The sequence below is a fragment of the Colwellia sp. C1TZA3 genome (assembly GCF_007954265.1).
In the GTDB taxonomy this organism is placed as follows: domain Bacteria; phylum Pseudomonadota; class Gammaproteobacteria; order Enterobacterales; family Alteromonadaceae; genus Cognaticolwellia.
Genome location: NZ_VOLS01000024.1, coordinates 39,616 through 60,045, shown reverse-complemented (window position 1 = coordinate 60,045; position 20,430 = coordinate 39,616). Strand labels below are relative to the sequence as shown.

The 20,430-nt window shown below is 38.6% G+C and carries 9 protein-coding genes; 3 read left to right on the top strand and 6 right to left on the bottom strand.

The annotated features are described in order from the left end of the window. Positions 1-346: 346 nt before the first annotated feature. The 4 genes from mnmH to pulA all read right to left on the bottom strand — a co-directional run bounded on the left by mnmH (position 347) and on the right by pulA (position 8,322). Positions 347-1,531, bottom strand: a complete 1,185-nt coding sequence (mnmH, locus tag ESZ39_RS09025) for a tRNA 2-selenouridine(34) synthase MnmH (protein ID WP_223270309.1) — start codon at positions 1,529-1,531, stop codon at positions 347-349. After that, positions 1,453-2,487 carry a selenide, water dikinase SelD gene (gene selD / locus ESZ39_RS09020; protein WP_146879586.1) on the bottom strand — a complete coding sequence of 345 codons (1,035 nt, stop codon included), beginning with the start codon at positions 2,485-2,487 and terminating at the stop codon, positions 1,453-1,455. The genes mnmH and selD overlap by 79 nt, the downstream gene beginning before the upstream one ends. 72 nt (positions 2,488-2,559) lie before the next feature. After that, positions 2,560-4,176 (bottom strand): cation:proton antiporter, encoded by a 1,617-nt coding sequence (locus ESZ39_RS09015; RefSeq protein ID WP_146879585.1) that lies wholly within the window; start codon positions 4,174-4,176, stop codon positions 2,560-2,562. A 1,278-nt stretch (positions 4,177-5,454) separates the two neighbouring features. Then, on the bottom strand, positions 5,455-8,322 hold the full coding sequence (pulA, locus tag ESZ39_RS09010) for a pullulanase-type alpha-1,6-glucosidase (RefSeq protein ID WP_146879584.1): 2,868 nt from the start codon (positions 8,320-8,322) through the stop codon (positions 5,455-5,457). 664 nt (positions 8,323-8,986) lie between these two features. Between pulA and ESZ39_RS09005 the strand changes: the two genes are divergently transcribed. Both ESZ39_RS09005 and ESZ39_RS09000 read left to right on the top strand, forming a co-directional pair. Then, the gene (locus ESZ39_RS09005; RefSeq protein WP_146879583.1) at positions 8,987-11,809 is read left to right on the top strand and encodes a TonB-dependent receptor; all 2,823 of its coding nucleotides are present in this window, start codon (positions 8,987-8,989) and stop codon (positions 11,807-11,809) included. 94 nt (positions 11,810-11,903) lie between these two features. Continuing rightward, positions 11,904-13,412: a tryptophan halogenase family protein gene (locus ESZ39_RS09000; RefSeq protein ID WP_146879582.1), complete on the top strand. Its 1,509-nt coding sequence runs from the start codon at positions 11,904-11,906 to the stop codon at positions 13,410-13,412. Between the two features lie 455 nt (positions 13,413-13,867). Here ESZ39_RS09000 and ESZ39_RS08995 read toward each other — a convergent pair whose 3' ends face one another. After that, positions 13,868-15,682: an alpha-amylase family glycosyl hydrolase gene (locus ESZ39_RS08995; protein WP_146879581.1), complete on the bottom strand. Its 1,815-nt coding sequence runs from the start codon at positions 15,680-15,682 to the stop codon at positions 13,868-13,870. 20 nt (positions 15,683-15,702) lie between these two features. Further along, positions 15,703-17,379: an alpha-glucosidase family protein gene (locus tag ESZ39_RS08990; protein WP_146879580.1), complete on the bottom strand. Its 1,677-nt coding sequence runs from the start codon at positions 17,377-17,379 to the stop codon at positions 15,703-15,705. A 452-nt stretch (positions 17,380-17,831) separates the two neighbouring features. Here ESZ39_RS08990 and ESZ39_RS08985 point away from each other — a divergent pair, with 452 nt between their 5' ends. After that, positions 17,832-20,402 carry a TIM-barrel domain-containing protein gene (locus tag ESZ39_RS08985; protein ID WP_223270308.1) on the top strand — a complete coding sequence of 857 codons (2,571 nt, stop codon included), beginning with the start codon at positions 17,832-17,834 and terminating at the stop codon, positions 20,400-20,402. Positions 20,403-20,430 lie beyond the last annotated feature (28 nt).

The following is a 20,430-nucleotide window of genomic DNA, read 5'->3' as shown; positions in this document are numbered from 1 at the left end:
CGCAGGAAAAATAACTCAAGGTAAGGCGCTCGATTGAGCAATAGCTGGCTATTGGGATTGAGAGCAACACAGCATTGAGCTATTTTAACTAGTACAAGTGAGCAATAACTTAATGGGATTGGTATTATACCAATTTTATTAATTAAGCAGCTAATGGTCTATTAACGATTAGCTGGATAATAAATGCCTTGAATTGATTATATCCAATTCAAGGCATTTTTTTTCATCTCAGCATGGCTACTAAATTCGCCAACAACATTTATCTGAACAACGACTCAGGCAGAGCAAAGTAGAGTTTAAAGACCTAATCAAAATAAAATTTGTTTTAATTAGGTCAGATTAAGTTTTATGTATCGTGTATAAAAGCTAAACATTGCGCGTTATTACCACGGAAAATAACTCGCTCAGCTTTTAATCCTAGCTGGTATTGATACATAGGATCATAATACTCACTAAGCAAGGGTTTTAACCAATCCAAATGATACTCTAGTTTACCCTCTTGCTGCTGAGTTAAGGCCATACTCTGTATTTGCTTTAATTGGCCATAACGTTCTGTACCTAGGCGTTTTCGTACTTTGAATAAACCTTGGGCTAAGTACTCGCTAAAGGCGATAAAACCTTGCTCTTCACCATAAGTGTGTTGGTATTGCGCGGTCATTTTGATGATATATTCTTGATATATTTGCTCAAGTCGGTAATCTAAACTTTCTTCAATCACCACCACTGGCGCTAATGTCATCGCTTGGCGTAAGCTTTCAGGTAAATGCACGCTACCAATTAATCGGCCTTCATCTTCCAGGACTAAGTTTTGCGCTAAAGAGAAGTTACCTCTGACGTATTGCTCAGCCAGTTTATTTTCAAAATTTATTTGATTGGATTGCGCGGTAACAAAGCCGCCAAAACTTGAGCCTCGATGACCCGCAGCGCCTTCTAAATCTAAACTGTTAGCACAATGGGCCAGAAAAGGTGTTTTCCCACTGCCGGTATTACCCGCTAAAATCGTTAAGGGATGTAACGCAAGTTGCTCCAATTCATTCAGTAAAAACTGACGCAGCGCTTTATAACCACCGGTGATCAGTGGATAGTTAATACCTGATTCCTTTAACCAGCGCTGCACGGTTTGTGAACGTAAACCGCCACGAAAGCAATATAAATAACCTTGTGGGTTTTCCTGGACAAAGTTTTGCCACTGTACCAGTCGGCTTACTTTAGTCTGCCCCGAAACTAGCGCATTACCTAAGGTAATAGCCGCCGCCTGGCCTTTGTTTTTATAACAAAGACCGACTTCAGCTCGCTCATCATTATTCATTAGTGGGTGATTAATCGACTGATTAAAGCCGCCCTTGTCAAATTCAATTGCTGCGCGTACATCCATTAAGGGCAATTTATTAGCAATAATAGCGCGAAAATCAGCGCTATCGGCGCGCGCTGTTGCTGAACTGTTTATGGCCATTACAATAAGCTTACCGTCGGTGAAGTGGCTGCCACCACTTCGCCAATAGGTTGAAGGTCCAGACCATTTTCTTGACATAAGGCTTCAAAAGCTTGCTTGCCTGCTGGCTTAACCGCAACGAGTAAACCGCCACTGGTTTGAGGATCGCACAACAATATTTTCTGTTTTGGGCTTAACGGCCCAACATGTTCACCATAACTGGTAAAGTTTCGCTCACAGCCACCAGGTACACAGCCTTGATCTATGTAGTCATGAACAAAATCAAGACAAGGTACTTGCTCAAAGTCAATCACAGCCGAGACAGCACTGCCTTGACACATTTCCAAAAGATGCCCTAACAGTGCAAAGCCAGTGACATCCGTCATAGCAGTTACTGTATCGAGTGCAGCGAATTTTTGCCCAATAGTGTTTAAGGTTTTCATTACTTGTGGCGCTATGTGCGCATGCTCAGCTAATAATTTACCTTGTTTTTCAGCGGTAGTTAAAATACCAATGCCTAACGGCTTAGTTAAATATAAAAGGTCACCGACCTCGGCGGTATTATTGCGCTTAATCTGTGCGTTATTAATCAGGCCGGTAACCGCTAAGCCAAAAATGGGCTCTGGCGCATCAATTGAATGACCACCCGCTAACGGAATACCGGCTTCAGCACAAATAGCTCTAGCGCCATCAAGTACTTGTTGGGCGACTTCTGGTGCTAAAAGATTGACTGGCCAGCCTAAAATAGCTATTGCCATCAATGGTTTTCCGCCCATGGCATAAACATCACTGATGGCGTTACAGGCAGAAATTTTACCAAAGTCAGTCGGATCATCGACAATAGGCATAAAAAAGTCGGTAGTGGAGATCACAGCTTGGTCATTGCCAATATCGAAAACAGCGGCATCATCTTTGGTGCTATTACCCACTAAAAGTGCGTTATTCACCGGCAAAGTCAGTGATGACTTTAGCATCACGTCAAGTACCGATGGTGAAATTTTGCAGCCACAGCCTGCGCCGTGTGAGTATTGAGTTAAGCGAATTTTTGTCATGATGTCTTCGTATAAAAGAGTAAGCAGGTGGCTAATTTACAGCAATAACGTCCCTGTTACACCTGGCGATTAATATTAATCTCCCGCTTTAATTGCTGGCATACTTTGTTTCACTAATAGTGCCGCGATTTCATGTTGCGCATAAACAAACGAGTTAATGTTAATACCTGCCAATGCACTTTTTTCTTCTAGGGTGTTAACTTTCACTATTAAGTTGGCATTAGCATAGTAATCAAGTACAGCTTCACAAATAATTTGTTTATTTTTTAAAGTATTAACCGTAATAATAACACTACTGCTTTGTTCAACTTTTAATGACTCTAATACCGGTTGTTTGTCTAAGTGACCAAAATAAGCGTTATAACCGCGTTTTCTTGCCAGTAATACGTGTTGTAAGTTATCGGAAATAATTAAAAAATTAACGCCTTTATGGCTCAGTTCTTTCGCAACAATTCGGCCTAAAATAGCAAAGCCACAAACAATAGTATGGTTGCTAACGTCTACTCTTGTTATTTTATCAGCTTCAAAAAATTCAACGACAAAAATGGCGGCTAACTTATAAATATTACTGACCATAAAAGGCGTTAATATCATCGATAATACGGTGATCAGTATCAGGAAGCTGCCTAGGTTTGCTGTGAGAATATTTTGACTTATCGCCAGGGCAAAAATCGCAAAAGAAAACTCTCCCACTTGACACAAGGCAATAGCCGATTTTATCGATTCACTTTTATTTGCTTTTGCTCTCATTAGAAAATAAACGATAATGGCTTTTATTATCATCACTAACGCCAATATACCCAGCACCCAATGTAAGTTACTAATAAAAAATAAAACATCGATTTTTGTACCGATAGAAAAGAAAAACGCCCCTAGTAATAAGTCTTTATATGAGGATATATCTGACTCTACTTTTATGTGGAATTTAGTTTCTGCAATGATCATACCCGCAATAAATGCGCCTAAAGAATAGGTAAAACCCATTTCATGAGCAATAAGTGAGGTGCCCAAAACGATGGTAAATACCGAACTTAAAAACAGCTCTTCCATGCGCGCATTTGCTGAAAAATGTAGTAACCAAGTAATGATTTTTTTGCCAATAGTAAACATGAAAATAATAATCACGCTGGCATACAACAATGTTTTTAATAAAATATCAGCCAGCGATAATTCATTATTGGATAAGAAGCCCATTAATAATAAAATAGGGATCACCGCCAAGTCTTGAAAAACTAGAATAGCAACTGACTTTTTACCGTAAGGGGTAACAATATCTTTTGATTTTTTCAGATAAGGTAATACGATGGCTGTTGAGGATAAGCTAAATGAAAGTGCAATAATTAATGACGATATAGGTTCAACATTAAAGCCATAAAATGCCACGATAAAAATAACCACAGAGCTGAAAGCAACCTGGATAAAACCATTAAAAAATATCAGTTCTTTCATTTTACCCAGCTTAGAAAAAGACATTTCCAAACCGATAGTAAACATGAGAAAAACAATACCAAATTCTCCAATCAGCTCGAGAGAATGCGGCGTAGTGCTGCCATTAAAATCAAAAAAATTACTCACGATAGTGCCAGTAATAATATAACCAATAATATGCGAAATAGAGAATTTGGTTAATACAATATTTATAACACTGGCAAGCGCTAACGATACAGCAATAATAACAAGTATAGAGTCCATTTAAGCCCTTAAATCAATCTGAATATTTATATCAGCAATTAAAAATTCATCTGATAAATTATATGCACATTACAGACCACTAAAGAAATAAAAGCAATACACTGAGTGATGTACTAAGCGATACAAATAATTAATTTAATTCAATAAGTTAAAAGTAAAATAACAATAAGTCTATTCATTAAGCTTTTACTTGATGCTTACTCTTAATGCACACGCACCATTGTAGTGCAACAATGGATTGAATAAGTAATAAATCTACTGGCTATTTTTACTTAGTTTACTGGTTAAATCACTGGTTAAGTTTGTCTTCAGTCATAATCATAAATAATACCAATTTGATTAATTAAGTGATCACCTTTTTCATGAGGAAAAAGGGATAAATACAAGGCATAAAATTTAGTCAGTAGTTATTCTACTTATAAATTTTATAACGCTGTAGTTATTCATTTTAACCATTAAAAATGAGCAGGTAATTAATCAACTTGGTATCACTATACTCTTAGTGTGTTTTGATAAAAAATCGGGGGATAGTGTGTTTTGACAAAAAATTAGGGACTTAATGACTAACAGTTAGGAGGACAGAAGCTATAAGGATATAAAATAAAAAACCGTATGGCCAAATACTGACCTGAGTATTCATCGCTGACCAGATCTAGAAATAGCTTTTTTTATGGCACATTTTTTAAGATATAAACGAAGAGGCCTATAGCGATTAAACACTAATATTATGAGCAGTTAATCAAGAGTTACTAAAATAACATTACTCACAGCTTGATTATCTAAATCTAAGCTTGATTTTTGAAGCAATTAAGTGCTAAAAACTTTGCTCACATTCCATTGCAAAAATAAGGCGCTACTAGCACGTGACCATGGTTTTACACTACATATTATACCAATCCCATTAAGTTATTGCTCACTTGTACTCGTTAAAATAGCTCAATGCTGTGTTGCTCTCACTCCCAATAGCCAGCTATTGCTCAATCGAGCGCCTTACCTTGAGTTATTTTTCCTGCGCACAACAAGATCACAAACTTAATGGAACTGGTATTACTAACACTTTAAAAGCTATTTTAATCGCATGCCATACCAGAACATAAGCTTATTTATTGCTAAGGCTCCTATTAGCGGGGCTAAAAATAGCTATTGAGATTAATATAAAGCTTGCAATCATTTGGGTATTGCGGCTGATATGCAGAGAAAACAATAATCAACCCTCAGCAAAAAAAAGTACTTACCAACGATAGGTTCAGTAAGTAACTTCCCCCCTATGACCAGCCATTAGTACTTAACAAACACCGCACTTGATAATGGCGGTACTGTAAAGCCTTTTACATCCACTTTACTGTGCTTTATCGCGTTATCCGCACTATTTTTTTGGATGGGATGAAGTTGATAATCGTTAGCTTGAGGGTAAGCGAATGTTTGTGCTTTAGTACTGGTATTAAACATCACCAGTAAACTTTTAACATTTTCATCAACGCTTTGACCAAGCGTGTCATCTATTTTCATCACCAACAAACCCAACGGTTGATTAGCCACCGAATGCTGACTTAAGTTAAGAAAACTCACCTTGGTTATAATGTCATCAGCGGTTGTTAATCTAAATAATGGCGAGCTCATGCGCAAAGCGATCATCTCTTTAAATATCTCAGCACTAAACTCAATGTCTTGAGCACTAACATGATCTCGCCCTTGATGACCTTTACGTACTTCGTTAATTAACGGCCAGTTCTCTTGGTCTTTATCACTGGGCGGCAAACCAACATCGTAGTAATTTTTACGCTTAGAAAAATCAACACGATTAAACCAATCGCCATAGTCATAACTGTCTCTTAGAAAAGATTTTGAGCGCATAAATTCACTGCCCATATGCAAAAATGGAATGCCTTGAGAATAGAGAACAAACGACAAGCTTTGTAAATGCATTCTAACGCGATCAGCGGTTGAAACATCAAAAGGCAAACGGTATTGGCTGTTATCCCACAATGTTTGATTGTCGTGCTTTGACACATAATTAATAGTATCAGCCGGGTCTAAGGCGTAACCTGTTGGCTGATCGCCATAAGGAATATCTTCGCCTAGTATCGGTTTACCCTTAACAAGATAAAGTGGAAAACTTGATAAATTACCGGTTAAACCAATACGTAACTGATCCATACGCAGATGGTATGCTTGAAAATTATTTTTTTGTGATGATAGGCTTTGTCCCTGACGTTCGTTCGGCTGCATTAGTAAACCATTACCTAGCCCTTGTGAATCACGGGTATTATTGCCTCCACCACGCACTGCATCACGTAATCTGTCGCTATAAGTACCAATTTCACTACCACCTAGTTCTAGTTGACTCGCTTGAATGAAGCGACTGTTATTCGCGACCTCACCAAAGTTCCAACCTTCGCCATAAAAATAAGTATCTGCGTCCACTGCTCGCACCGCTTCGCGCGCTGCAAGCATGGCACTTTTGGTTTGATGGCCCATTAAGTCAAAACGAAAACCATCTATTTTATAATCACGCGCCCAAGTCACCAATGAATCTGACATTAACTTTGCCATCATCACCCGCTCGGTCGCAGTATTTCCACAGGTGTAACACGTTGACTGCTCGACTTCACCGGTGATGATATTAAGCCGGTGATAATAATTGGGCACAATTTTATCAAGCACCGATTTTTCTTTTAAGCCAAATTGGTAAGTATGATTATAAACAACATCCATAATGACGCGAAAACCTAAGCGGTGAATACTTTGCACCATTTCACGAAACTCAACTAAACGGTTTTTCCCCTTTGGACTAAGCGCATAACTCCCCTCGGGTACCGTGTAATGAAAAGGGTCATAACCCCAGTTAAAATTATCAAATTGTCGTAGTTCACTAACGATTTTTTGCGCTTGAGCACTGCTAACATCAACATTAGCGAGTAGTGATTTCAAGCTTTGCTCTGCACTGAAATCACTTAAATGAGTCAAGTCAGAAAAATCAGTCGTACAAATATGGCTAGTTGGCGCCATATCACATACTTTTGCCTTTACTTGAGCAACCGTATCATTGATATCTACCGACTGACGGTCGTCTTCATTAATAGTGGCCAAATCGTAAGTAGGCAGTAAGTGAATATTGTTCAACCCCGCTCTTTTCAGTGCCTTTAAATGGGTTATCCCACTAGAGCTTTGCTCACTAAACGCTTTGTATTTCCCTCGAAATTTATTGTTAGACAGCGCATTATCATCAGCACTAAAGTCTCTAATGTGAGTTTCGTAAAATATATTATCTTCAACATTTTCAACCCTAGGCACCGTCTGGCTTTGCCAGTTAAGCGGTTGCGTAGTAGCATCATTTAAATCAACTACCTGTGAATATTGACTATTAACAGACAAGCTTAGTGAATATGGGTCCGTGGTGATAAGTGTTTCTATTTTCTTTGATTGAGGATGATAAACGCGCACTTGGTATTGATAGTAAGCACCGTTGAGTGAGCTATCGCCAACAACAGACCAAATACCAGATTTTGTATCTTCAACCATTGTTAGGCTAGCGGTTGATGAAGAAGATAAATCGTCATTAAAAAGTAATAATTTTACCTTTTGCGCTGTCGGCGCCCATAACTTAAAGCTCACGCCATTTTCAGTGATCGTTGCCCCTAAATTATTTTCTTCATTCGCATCATTTTCACCTTGTGTATAAAGTGCATCTAGCACCGCGCCCGTTTGTACAAAGTGCACATCTTGGGTTTGCTTACTTTGATCCAGCCCAATAATCACTAAGGGCTGCTTTAACCATGCTTTAACTTGCGAGGGTAGCAAAGCTACTTTATAGGCCTTAAAATCAGCAAGGTGTGGAAATTTATTCGCTAAATAATCAGGTAAATTGACGGCTAATAAATCAAGGCCAGCAACATCTGCTTTTGCCGTATTAAATAACTGATAAAGCACCTGCTTGTTAGATTTAGGCATAACCAATAAATTTGGTGTTAACCAGTGAACTGAACTATCACTCGCTTGGGCAACTAACTTATGGATAATAATAGCATTTTTTTCAGCTACTACTGAAGACGAGTATTGCTTTTTCGACTGTTCACTGCAAGCAGTTAACAACATCGCAGCAAACCATGATACGTAGATAAAAAGTGCTCTGTGGTGCTTTTTCATTGTGACCAATCTAGTAAATTTTCCTTGCTATTAACTTACTTGTTAAGCGCATATAAAAAAACTAATTTTACCATTTTGCATACGTATTCAGTTTAATATTACCCTGTAGTATTTCTACTTATACCAGTTCCATTAAGTTTGTGATCTTGTTGTGCGCAGGAAAAACAACTCAAGGTAAGGCGCTCGATTGAGCAATAGCTGGCTATTGGGAGTGAGAGCAACACAGCCTTGAGCTATTTTAACTAGTACAAGTGAGCAATAACTTAATGGGATTGGTATTAGAGTTGTGTTAATTAAATCAGGGGATTCCCTGTTGCTTTGACGCCACAATAAAATGGTTTGTCTTGAGCACGTATTTGATCGAATTAAAGTAATCTATACATCGTTATTTATTTTCTCATCAACATAGGCACTGACTTATTTTTAATAACTGTGAATGCATACGTATTCAATCAATTTTTTGGCTGAATACATCGTGTGAATACGTATGCATACGCTATTCATCTGCCAGTGTCCCCTTTATATTAAAGTTGTTCACAATTCATCGTCCTTTTAACTTTATTTAACAAGATGGCGTGACAAGACTAATAAAACATATAATTATTAAGCTAGTAGGAAAATGGCTTATAAAAATTAATTAAGCATCAGCCAGGGGAACCTTTAAATGTTAAATTTTAGACCAAGTAAAATGACGTTAGCGTTAATTTCAAGTGGCCTTATCGCCTTAAGTACACCAACGTTTGCAGCTGAAGAACAAGTCTCTGCAAAAGAAGTTGCAGCAGCAAAAAAAAATGCCGAACAAGAAATTGAAGTCATTCAAGTTAGTGGCTTTCGTAAAAGTATTGTTGAATCTATCAATCTTAAGCGTTATTCATCAAACGTCGTTGAAGCCATTTCAGCAGAAGATATAGGTAAATTGCCCGATTCTTCAATTGCTGAATCAATTGCTCGTTTACCCGGCCTAGCTGCGCAACGTATTGATGGCCGTGCCAGTAAAGTAAGTATTCGTGGTTTTGGCGAAAATGAAAGTGGTACAACCTTAAATGGTCGTGAGCAAGTATCTATTGGTGATAATCGTGGCGTTGAATTTGACCTGTACCCCTCTGAAATTATGAGCGGCGTTACAGTTTATAAAACACCCAATGCTAGCCTTGAAGGTGAAGGTATTGCCGGTGTAATCGATTTACAAACCATTAAACCGTTAGACCAAGACGGCCGTGTTATTCAATTTAATGGTACTTATGAGAAAACAAGTTTTGATAAATTAAACCCTGATGGTGATGATGACGGTTTAAAAGGCACGTTCTTTTACATGGATCAATTTGCCGATGATACCTTAGGTGTCGCTTTTGCCTACACCACCATGACATCACCAAACCAGGAAAAGCGTTGGGAGTCTTGGGGTTACCCAACATTTACTGATGAAAATGGCTCTGAAGGCTCAATTTTAGGTGGTGCTAAACCATTTGTTCGTTCTTCTACCTTAGAGCGAGACTCAGCTATGTTAGTGATTGAAGCTACGCCAACTGATGACATAAAAATGACCTTTGATGCACTTTATGTTGACTTTTTAGATACCAAAATTTTACGTGGTATTGAAGTCCCTTTCGCATGGGGTCAAGGTTCTATCTCTCCTGATACAGCCGTCATTGACTCTGCAACAGGTTTTGTTACCAGTGCCATCACCCAAGATCAACGCGTTGTAGTACGTAATGACTATGAAGAACGTGATGCAGAGTTAATGTCGTTGGGTTTTAATACTAACTGGATAGCTAGTGATAACTGGACTTTAGATTTTGATGTTAGCTATTCAAAAGTTGAACGTGATGTTTACAGTGTTGAAAGTTATTCTGGTACCGGCCGTGGTGATAGTCGAGGTGCTGGTGATGACTTAGGTTACACTTTTAACTCAGGCAATACCGGTGCTACCTTCTCTCACAACTTAGATTATAGCGATTACAACCTAATTCAACTGGGCGGTCCATTAAGTTGGGGTTGGAGTGGCGCATTAAATGACCAGTATGGCGTTACCGGTACTGAGTACGAAAACCAATTACAAGATGGCTTTATCAATACCCCAAGCATTGATGATGAGCTAATGTCATTAAAATTTGCCGCTAGCCAAGAGATAGATTCAAACTTCATCACTGAAATCACTTACGGCGTTGCTTATCGCGAACGTGAAAAAACCAAGCAGTCTGAAGGTTATTTTATGACGTTAAGTGATTTTTCTCTTGATAATCCAGGCATGAAAGTTGTACCAGAAGAATACCGTGAAGGTACCGCTAATTTAGACTTTATTGGTATGGGCAATATGATCGCTTATGACACCATGGGCTTAATCAACGATGGTTATTATAACCTCATGCAAGAAAGCTTAACTAACGCCACCCACGCAACTAAGTCTTGGACGGTCAATGAAAAAGTGATGTCTGCTTTCGTACAAGCTGAAATTTCTGCTGAAATTGCTGGCATGCCACTAACGGGTAACGTTGGTGTTCGTTATGTTTATACCGACCAATCTTCACAAGGTAATGCGTTTAATATGGTTGATGGTTTAGTGGTTACTCAACCTACTGACGTGAGCCATGATTATAACCATTTCTTACCTAGTATTAACTTGTCAATGCAAATTGATGATACTCAAACGTTACGCTTTGGTGCTGCAAAAACTATTTCTCGTGCTCGTTTAGATGAAATGAATGCCTCATTTAACGCCTCATATAATCAACAACCCGATGCCGAAGGTAACTACTGGAGTGTATCAGGTGGTAACCCTTCACTTGAGCCAAAAGAAGCCATTGGACTTGATTTATCTTATGAAAATTACTTCAGTGCTGAGGGTTACTTTTCCGTAGCACTTTTCCATAAAGACTTACAAAACTGGATCTTTGATGGTAGTTACGCCGTGGATATGACTGGAGTAGCAAACCCAGCGACAGGCGAGTTACCCGCAACAACATCAGGTACTGGTAATGGTAAAGTCAATGGTGGTGAAGGCACGCTTTGGGGTTATGAGTTATCGGCAACCTTACCCCTTAACATGCTAACAGAACACCTTGATGGTTTCGGACTTATTGCTAGTTATACTGGCATTAAATCTGATATGAAAGATCAAAATGATAATGACTACGAGTTACCTGGTTTATCTGAAAGTATTACCAGTACAACCTTTTATTATGACAAAAATGGTTTCTCTGCCCGTGCCAGTATGCGCAAACGTGACGCCTTTAAGGGTGATGTTTACGGCCTAGGTTTCAATACAGTACAAGTTGATATTATGGGTGAAACCATCTTTGATGCACAAATTGGTTATGACTTTGCCGAAGGTGGTTTTGAAAGCTTAGAAGGTTTATCTATCTTTTTACAAGGTTATAACTTAACCGAAGAGCCATTCACCTCATTACAAGGTGACAATGCACTACAAGTACGTGATTACCAAGACTACGGTAGCTCTTATTTATTAGGCTTTAGCTACAAAATGTAATTTTAGTCTAATCCAATAAAATAAAGCCTTTGTGATAATCTCTTGCAAGGGCTTTTTTATTTAACCTAAACTGCTATCACACTTGAGAAATATTATGCCTAAAAGTAAGATAAAAAATGTTGTTATTGTTGGCGGTGGTACTGCTGGCTGGATGACAGCTTCACTACTAGCAAAAGTGCTAGGTAAAACGCTCAATATTACTTTAGTTGAATCAGATGACATTGGCATTGTTGGTGTTGGTGAAGCAACCATTCCTCCAATAGTTAACTTCAACCGCGCTATTGGTATTGATGAAAAAGAGTTTATTAACGTCACTAAAGGCACAATAAAACTGGGTATAGAATTTAATCACTGGCATAAAGACGGTGAACGCTATATGCATGCTTTTGGCAGCATAGGAAAAAAGTTTCCTTTTTGTGATTTTCATCACTTCTGGCAAAAACATCAACAATTACAAAACGGTAGTGACCATATTGATGGTAGCAGTTTCTGGGATTATTCCTTAAATTACCAAGCAGCTAAGCAAGGTAAGTTTGTGCCAATTAGCCACATTCCAAAGACTAACTTACCTGGGTTAGCCTACGCTTATCACTTTGATGCCGGCTTATACGCTAAATTTTTACGTAAACACGCAGAGAGCTTAGGGGTAAAGCGTATTGAAGGAACTATTACAGACATAGCGCAAGATCATCAATCAGGCGATATCAAAAACTTAACACTTGAAGATGGTACAACCATTACTGGAGATTTATTTATCGACTGTACCGGGCTAGCGGCTATCTTAATAGAGAAAACACTCAGTACTGGTTATGACGACTATTCTCATTGGTTGCCCTGTAATCGTGCCATAGCAGTACCTTGTGAAAAAACTGATACTATTGAACCTTACACACGTTCAACTGCCCATAAAGTTGGCTGGCAATGGCGTATTCCATTACAACATAGAACGGGAAATGGTTTAGTTTATTCCAGTAAACACATGAGTGATGAAGAGGCTAAAACGTTATTATTAAAAAATATTGACGGTAAACCGCTAGCAGATCCAAAAATCATTTCATTTCAAACCGGTCGCCGCCGTAAACAATGGAATAAAAATGTTATTGCCATTGGTTTATCTAGTGGCTTCTTTGAGCCCTTAGAAGCAACGAATATTCACTTAATTCAAACAGCGGCTACACGCTTAGTTAAATTTTTTCCTCACCACGGTATTAACCTTGAAGAAGTTAACGAATTCAATCGTCAATCAAAAACGGAGTCTGAAGGTATTCGCGATTTCATTATTTTACATTACAAACTCAATAACCGTGGCGATAGTGAATTTTGGCGGGCTTGTCAGCGCATGGATGTACCTAAATCATTAATAAATAAAATTCAATTATTCAAAAAAACAGGCAAAGTATTTTGTCATCCTAACGATTTATTTACTGAAATAGCGTGGCAACAAGTCATGATAGGTCAAGGCAATGTGCCAGAAGATCATCACCCATTAGTTGATACATTATCAAAAGCACAGTTGGATGATTTAATGAAAGACTTAAAAACTTTAATTAACCGCACAGTAGAAAAAATGCCTAGTCATAATGAGTTTTTACACTCACTATAAATCTGCTTAATGAAAATGAAGTGAGTGATAAAGGCTTATCGCAAACAGCTTAAGCCTGTCCTCATCTTTGTTAACTATTTTATTATATACCCGTTCCACTTCAAGATGCAGTTTCAGCATTAAGCTAGGAAATCAGATCAAGGCGCGATACGAAGATAATGGTTATTCTCGGTAACTGCTCCTGCGTTACCCTAATGTCCTACATCCATGTAGGAACCTTATCAAGTAGTGCACAGGTTTTTTGTTCCAGACAAAACCTAAGTACATACATCCATGTATGCACGCTGGACTGGTTTTCTAGCTTAGCTCCCTAAGGGCAAGTCGATAAAGGGTCATCTGTGGCGTTATGGATTTCGACAACAGAATAACTATTCTCTTCAATTCATGCCTGGTACCTAACCCTTTCTCGACTTGCACAAACCTGCACCTTGAAGTGGAGCGGGTATAATATTGACTTACTTCAGGTTATAAATAACAAAGCTCAATGGCTCGATGATGCTGTTGTCATCAACATTACTGTCAATATTACTGTCAACATTGTCAACAGCTGTTGACAATGTTGATTTATAAAGTAACTTTATCGCGCTCTTGTCAGTAATCATATCAAGATTTTTTGCTTGCTTAGCGGTATTAAATACTATGACTAATTTTTGTGTTTTCCCTTGCCAGCTGTAAACTCTTTGAATAGCAAAAACACCTGGCTTGTCTTGTGAGTAAAGCGTTGTTTGTTGGCCAAATCTCAATGCTGGATATTGTTGGTAAAGCTGTGCGTACTTTGCAAAAGTTTGATAAAAAACATGACTCATATCGAAATTATCCACTGCCGTGCTTTTATCTGTGGCCAATAAATCATCATCATTATAACTAACTACTTTAGATGGCATCATGTCTTGGCGTGAAGCTTGATCACCACCATCGCCAACAAAGCCTTGCTCATCACCATAATAAATAACCGGCACACCTCGACTAAAATACAATAGTGCGTGAGCTAATAAATTTCGTTGAATTTGCTCTGATTCGCTGTAGTTATGTTGGCTTTCTTTTAAGGCATAAGCAAAGCGCCCCATGTCGTGATTACCCGTAAAGTTAACCAGTTGGTTGGCATTAGTATTTTCAATATCGTGATGCGACGTTTGGTATAAATAATCTTGAGCAAATAACTTAGCGAGCACATCAGTACCTTTTTGCTCAACCAAGGTTTGTTGAAGCGCCCCTTGTAGCGCAAAATCTAAAACGGATTGTAGCTTTCCCTCTACAGTAAAAGGGCTTAGAAGCTTAGGCTCAAAGCTATAGACTTCGCCATACATAAAGAAGTTATCAATACCCTGTGTTTTAGCATGCGCTATCAACGCAGGTGAAAAGCTTTGCCAAAACGCCATATTAACGTGTTTTACCGTATCAATACGAAAGCCGTCAGGTTTAAACTCATCAATAATGGCTTTGTAAATATCAATCATGCCTTTAACCACTTGCTCACTATTGGTATCAACATCATCAAGACCAGCAAAGTCACCGCGAATTGCGCTTTCACCTACCCAATTAGAGTCACCTTGGTTATGATAAACATCAACACTATTTAACCATGCCGGTGTTTTAAGGTTTTCACTACCTTTGGGAATAAACGGTATATAGGTATCGCCTTGTGCAAGTTGTGCTAGTGACTTAAACGGGCAGTTTTTACCTTCAAGCAACCAAGTTAAGCCATCACTGCTATGACATTCTTTATATTTAATAACATCAGCTGTGTGGTTGGTAATAATATCGAAAAATACTTTAATATTGCGCTTGTGGGCTTTATCAATAAGGTTTTTTAATGCCGCATTCGTCCCTAAATGTGGGTCAATCTCACTAAAGTCTACAATCCAATAGCCGTGATAACCTGAGCTACCATTTTGCACCGCCTGGTTACGTAATACCGGCGTTAACCAAATAGCGGTTATGCCCATATTATCAAGGTAAGGTAATTTTTCTGTAAGCCCGGCTAAATCACCACCGTGATACATACCTTTATTGGTTTTATCAAAGCCACCGCGTGATAAAGCACGCTTTGTATCGTTTGCTGCTGCGCCTAAATCATTACTTTTATCGCCATTGTAAAATCGGTCAGGTAAGACAAAGTAAAAAATTTCATCCTGAAAGTCTCGTTGCTGGTAAGGCGACAATTTAACCGCTTTTGCCGTAAAAACGTCACTTACTTCGCTAGCATATACTTCTACATTTACCACCAAGGTTAGGGCTAATAAACGGCAAAGACTTAACAATATTCTCATTATATATTCTCTATATCAGGTTATAACGAAGCATAAAAACAGCCAAAAGCGGGTAAGTTTATCTTTTTATCAATAGCTTTGATGTTAACAGTTTTACCGTCAACAGTTTTGTCATTAATAACCTTAGCCGTTGTTAAATTATGATCGGTTAACACTAAGTGCTCATCGCTGAATAAATCAAGTGAGAACTCTTGGGGTTGATGACTAAAATTAAAACACACCAAGAGTTTTTCAACGCTATCTTGTCGGATAAAAGCAAGTATTGGCTCTGGCGAATCAACAAAAACAATATCACCATAAAGCAATGCACTGTGTTGTTTGCGCCACTGGGTAAAGTGACGATAACTATTTAGCACTGAGTCCGCTGCACCGTCTTGTAAATTCACCGATTTTTCTTGATGTTCAACCGCCACAGGTAACCAAGGCTTTGCTTGACTGAAACCGGCATTAATTTCATCATGTTGCCATGGATGCGGCGTACGACAACCATCGCGGCCCTTAAATTGCGGCCAAAAAGTAATGCCGTAAGGGTCTTGAATATCTTCAAAAGCAATGTCAGCTTCAGTTAAGCCAAGCTCTTCCCCTTGAAAACTACACACACTACCGCGTAAAGAGGAAATCATGGCGAATAGCATTTTAGCTAAATCAGTATTTTGCGCTGCATTTTGGCTCTTTCCCCAACGACTGATCACCCGTTGCACGTCGTGATTTGAAATGGCCCAACAAGGCCAACCATCAGACACGCGTTCTTCAAGCGTTTGTACAACTTGCTTAATGTAAGTAGCAGAAAATTCATCGGTGAGTAAGTCAAAACTGTAGCCCATATGTAATCTATGATCACCTTGGGTGTATTCTGCCATGGTTTTTAGCGAATCTTCTGAGGATATTTCACCTAAGGTGACGGTGCCAGGGTATTGATCTAATAACGTTCGAATAGATTCGATAAAAACTAAGTTTTCATCTTGGGTGTTATTAAAATAATGATACTGATAAGCATAAGGATTTTTTTCATCAAAGCCGATACTTTGTCTTAGTGCTTTTGGTTTGGCCGGGTTGTCACGCAGTTGAGCATCATGAAAACAGAAATTTATCGCATCTAATCTAAAACCATCAACGCCGCGCTTTAACCAAAATTCAACATTATCAAGTACCGCTTTTCGCACTTTTGGGTGATGAAAATTAAGATCCGGTTGGCTAGATAAAAAGTTATGCAAATAATATTGCTGACGACGGGGCTCCCATGTCCAACCAGTACCACCAAAAATAGATAACCAATTATTAGGCGCGGTACCGTCTTCTTTAGCATCAGCCCAAACATACCAGTCAGATTTATCATTGCTTTGATCTTCACGGCTATCAATAAACCATTGATGCTGATCAGATGTATGGCTCAACACTTGATCTATCATGATCTTAATATTGCGCTCATGTGCTTTAGCAATTAATTCGTCAAAATCAGCTAAAGTACCAAAAATAGCATCAACATCACGATAATCACTAATATCATAGCCAAAGTCTTTCATGGGTGATTTAAAAAATGGCGAGATCCAAATAGCATCAACGCCTAAACTAGCAATATAATCTAACTTATTGATTATGCCAGGTAAATCACCGATACCATCTTGATTACTATCATAGAAGCTTCGCGGATAAATTTGATAAATTACTGCACCACGCCACCACATTTGTTCACTCATTATAAAACTCCACGCTGTATTTTGAATTCATTTAAGGCACTAACACTACGGTTATTACTTTCTCTTGAATTCTCTCTTCATCATCACAGCTTAAGAATACGCAATTCATTTGGTGGGGAATAGCCCTTGCATACGTATGCATGGGTTTTCCTTAATTTTGCATACGTATGTAGTAGCACGCAGGAGAAGTATTTACCCATAACTTATACCCGACCCGCTCGACATAGTGTTATCGGCTAATACTTACCAGCTAGAACTTACCAGCTGAAAATATAAGCCCGGCATAAAACCATGTGCTGCCTATTAGCCTCATTCTTATCTATTGGCCTCGTTTTTGCTGATAACATAATGTAGCTAAACACAACCTTGCATACGTATTCAAAGTGCTGTGTTAGCTTGAGTCAGGTTATTATCTTTGTTATTACATAAAAGATTCAATAAAGGGCTTTATCTTGCGTTCACTCTTACTGATAAAAAGTACTTGTCTGTTTGTACTGTTATTTGCGGTTCAAACCATTGCAAGCGAAAAAAATAGCTACCTAAGCCATCAACTAAAAGATCAAAGCTTAGTGATCACCACAACACTAGGACCATTGACCTTAAGTGCCTATAGCGACTATGCGATTGAAGCACATTATCAATATAAAAATAAACGCAATAATGCCGCATTTTTACCTTCGTTTGCCATTAAAGAACAGGCCTTAAAGCAAAAATTTTCGGTCAGCGAAAATCCACAGCAACTTATTCTGTCTGCTGGAAAACTTAACGCGGTAATTAATAAATCCCCTTTTAGCATTAGCTATTATCAAGGCGAAAAATTGTTAGTGTCAGAAGAAGCCGGATTTTTTCTAAGTACGGCAGCAGAAAATGACCAGCAGTATAATGTACAAGGCTTTCGTTTTAAGTTAAGTGAAAACGAAAAGCTCTTGGGTGGTGGGGAACGAGTATTAGGTATGGACAGGCGTGGTCATCGTATGCCGCTATATAATCGTGCACATTACGGTTATCAAACCCAATCAAACCAAATGAATTTCAGTTTACCTGCGGTATTCTCGAGTAATAAATACATTTTGCTATTTGATAACTCAGCAAAAGGTTGGATGGATTTAGGAAAATCAGAGCAAAACATTATGCAATTTGAAGCGGTATCAGGTCGCATGTCTTATCTGGTTTTTGCTGGTAACACTTACCCTGAACTTATCAATAACTATGTTGATGTTACCGGTAAGCAACCGATGCCACCACGCTGGGCGTTAGGTAACTACGCTTCTCGTTTTGGTTATCGTTCTGAGCAAGAAGTACGAGATACAGTTAATAAATTTATCGACTTAGACTTTCCACTTGATGCCTTAATACTTGATTTATACTGGTTTGGTAAAGACATTAAAGGCCACATGGGTAACTTAGCGTGGGATAAAACAGCCTTTCCCACCCCAACAAAAATGATCAGTGACATTAAAGCGCAAGGAGTGAACACCGTATTAATCACCGAGCCGTTTGTCCTGACAAGTTCGAAAAAATGGGCTGATGCCGAACAAAATCAAGCTTTAGCAAAAAACGCAGACGGTAAAGCCAAACGTTTTGACTTTTACTTTGGCAATACCGGCTTAGTGGATGTGTTCAGCGATAAAGGAAAAAACTGGTTCAATGGCATATATAAAACCCTATATCAGCAAGGCGTAACGGGATGGTGGGGTGATTTAGGCGAGCCAGAGGTTCACCCTAGTGATACTTTACATACCTTAAGCGACGGTAGCGTGGTAAATGGCAATGCTATTCATAATGTTTATGGTCATCAGTGGGCTAAAATGGTTTTTGAAAATCAGCTAAACTTAGCACCCAACGAACGGCCATTTATTTTGATGCGCTCAGGTTTTGCCGGTTCACAACGCTATGGCATGATCCCCTGGACTGGTGATGTCAGTCGTTCTTGGGGTGGATTAAAACCCCAAGTAGAGCTTAGCTTACAAATGGGTGTGTTAGGCATGGGCTATACCCATTCAGATTTGGGCGGTTTTGCCGGTGGTGAAACCTTTAATAAAGAACTCTATATCCGCTGGTTACAATACGGTGTATTTCAACCTATTTACCGTCCTCACGCGCAAGATAATATTGCCCCTGAAGTAGTGTTTCATGATAAAGAAACCCAAGATATCTTACGAAAATTTATCAAACTTAGATATAATTTACTGCCTTACAATTACACTTTAGCATATAAAAATAGTACTACAGGCATGCCGTTAATGCGTCCGCTTTTCTTTGGTAATGAACTTGATCAAACCACTGTATATGCGCTTGATAATGAGCTTAGTAATGAGCCTAAGAAAAAGCTTAAAGGTAATACCGACCTAAGTCTTAACGTAATGGAAAACGCAACAAGTTATTTTTGGGGCGATGCTTTTTTAGTCACGCCAGTAGTAACTGCGGGCGTAAAGTCAGTATCAATACCCTTACCCAAAGGCGTGTGGTTTGATTACTTCACAGATAAAAAGTATCAAGGCGAGCAAACTATTACTTTAGCCACTAACCTAGACACACTGCCTGTATTGGTTCGCGCAGGTGCATTTATTCCGATGATTGACGATATTCAATCAACCCAAGATTACGATAGCAGCCAGCTAACGCTACATTATTACGCCGATGATTCAGTTAAGCGTAGTGCTGGAAAAATGTATGAAGATGATGGTAAAAGCTTCCAAGCATTATTAAAAAAACAATATGAAATATTACACTTTAGCGCCGAGAGAGATAACCTAAACCAGTATGACTCAGGAGAAAAAAACCTAGTATTTTCCTTTAATCAAACCGGTGAAGGTTACCCCAGTATGCCAGAAAATAGGCAAATTTCATTAGTGATTCATCACTGGCATGATATCCCCAAAAACATCACGCTTGCAGGTAAAGCGATGCCAATAGGCCCTAATACTTCGGAGTCTAAGATTTATTGGAATAAAATAGAAAAAACACTAACAGTGAAGTTTAATTGGCAACACCAAGCATTAACGCTCAGCATAGAGAATTAAGTAAAATATACCTAAATTGTAAAGTTAA

Bases quoted from the DNA above. Each gene is read 5' to 3' on its own strand.
- ESZ39_RS08990 (WP_146879580.1), bottom strand. From the start codon at position 17,379: ATGAGTGAACAAATGTGGTGGCGTGGTGCAGTAATTTATCAAATTTAT.
- ESZ39_RS09005 (WP_146879583.1), top strand. From the start codon at position 8,987: ATGTTAAATTTTAGACCAAGTAAAATGACGTTAGCGTTAATTTCAAGT.
- ESZ39_RS09015 (WP_146879585.1), bottom strand. From the start codon at position 4,176: ATGGACTCTATACTTGTTATTATTGCTGTATCGTTAGCGCTTGCCAGT.
- ESZ39_RS09000 (WP_146879582.1), top strand. From the start codon at position 11,904: ATGCCTAAAAGTAAGATAAAAAATGTTGTTATTGTTGGCGGTGGTACT.
- pulA (WP_146879584.1), bottom strand. From the start codon at position 8,322: ATGAAAAAGCACCACAGAGCACTTTTTATCTACGTATCATGGTTTGCT.
- mnmH (WP_223270309.1), bottom strand. From the start codon at position 1,531: ATGTCAAGAAAATGGTCTGGACCTTCAACCTATTGGCGAAGTGGTGGC.
- ESZ39_RS08995 (WP_146879581.1), bottom strand. From the start codon at position 15,682: ATGAGAATATTGTTAAGTCTTTGCCGTTTATTAGCCCTAACCTTGGTG.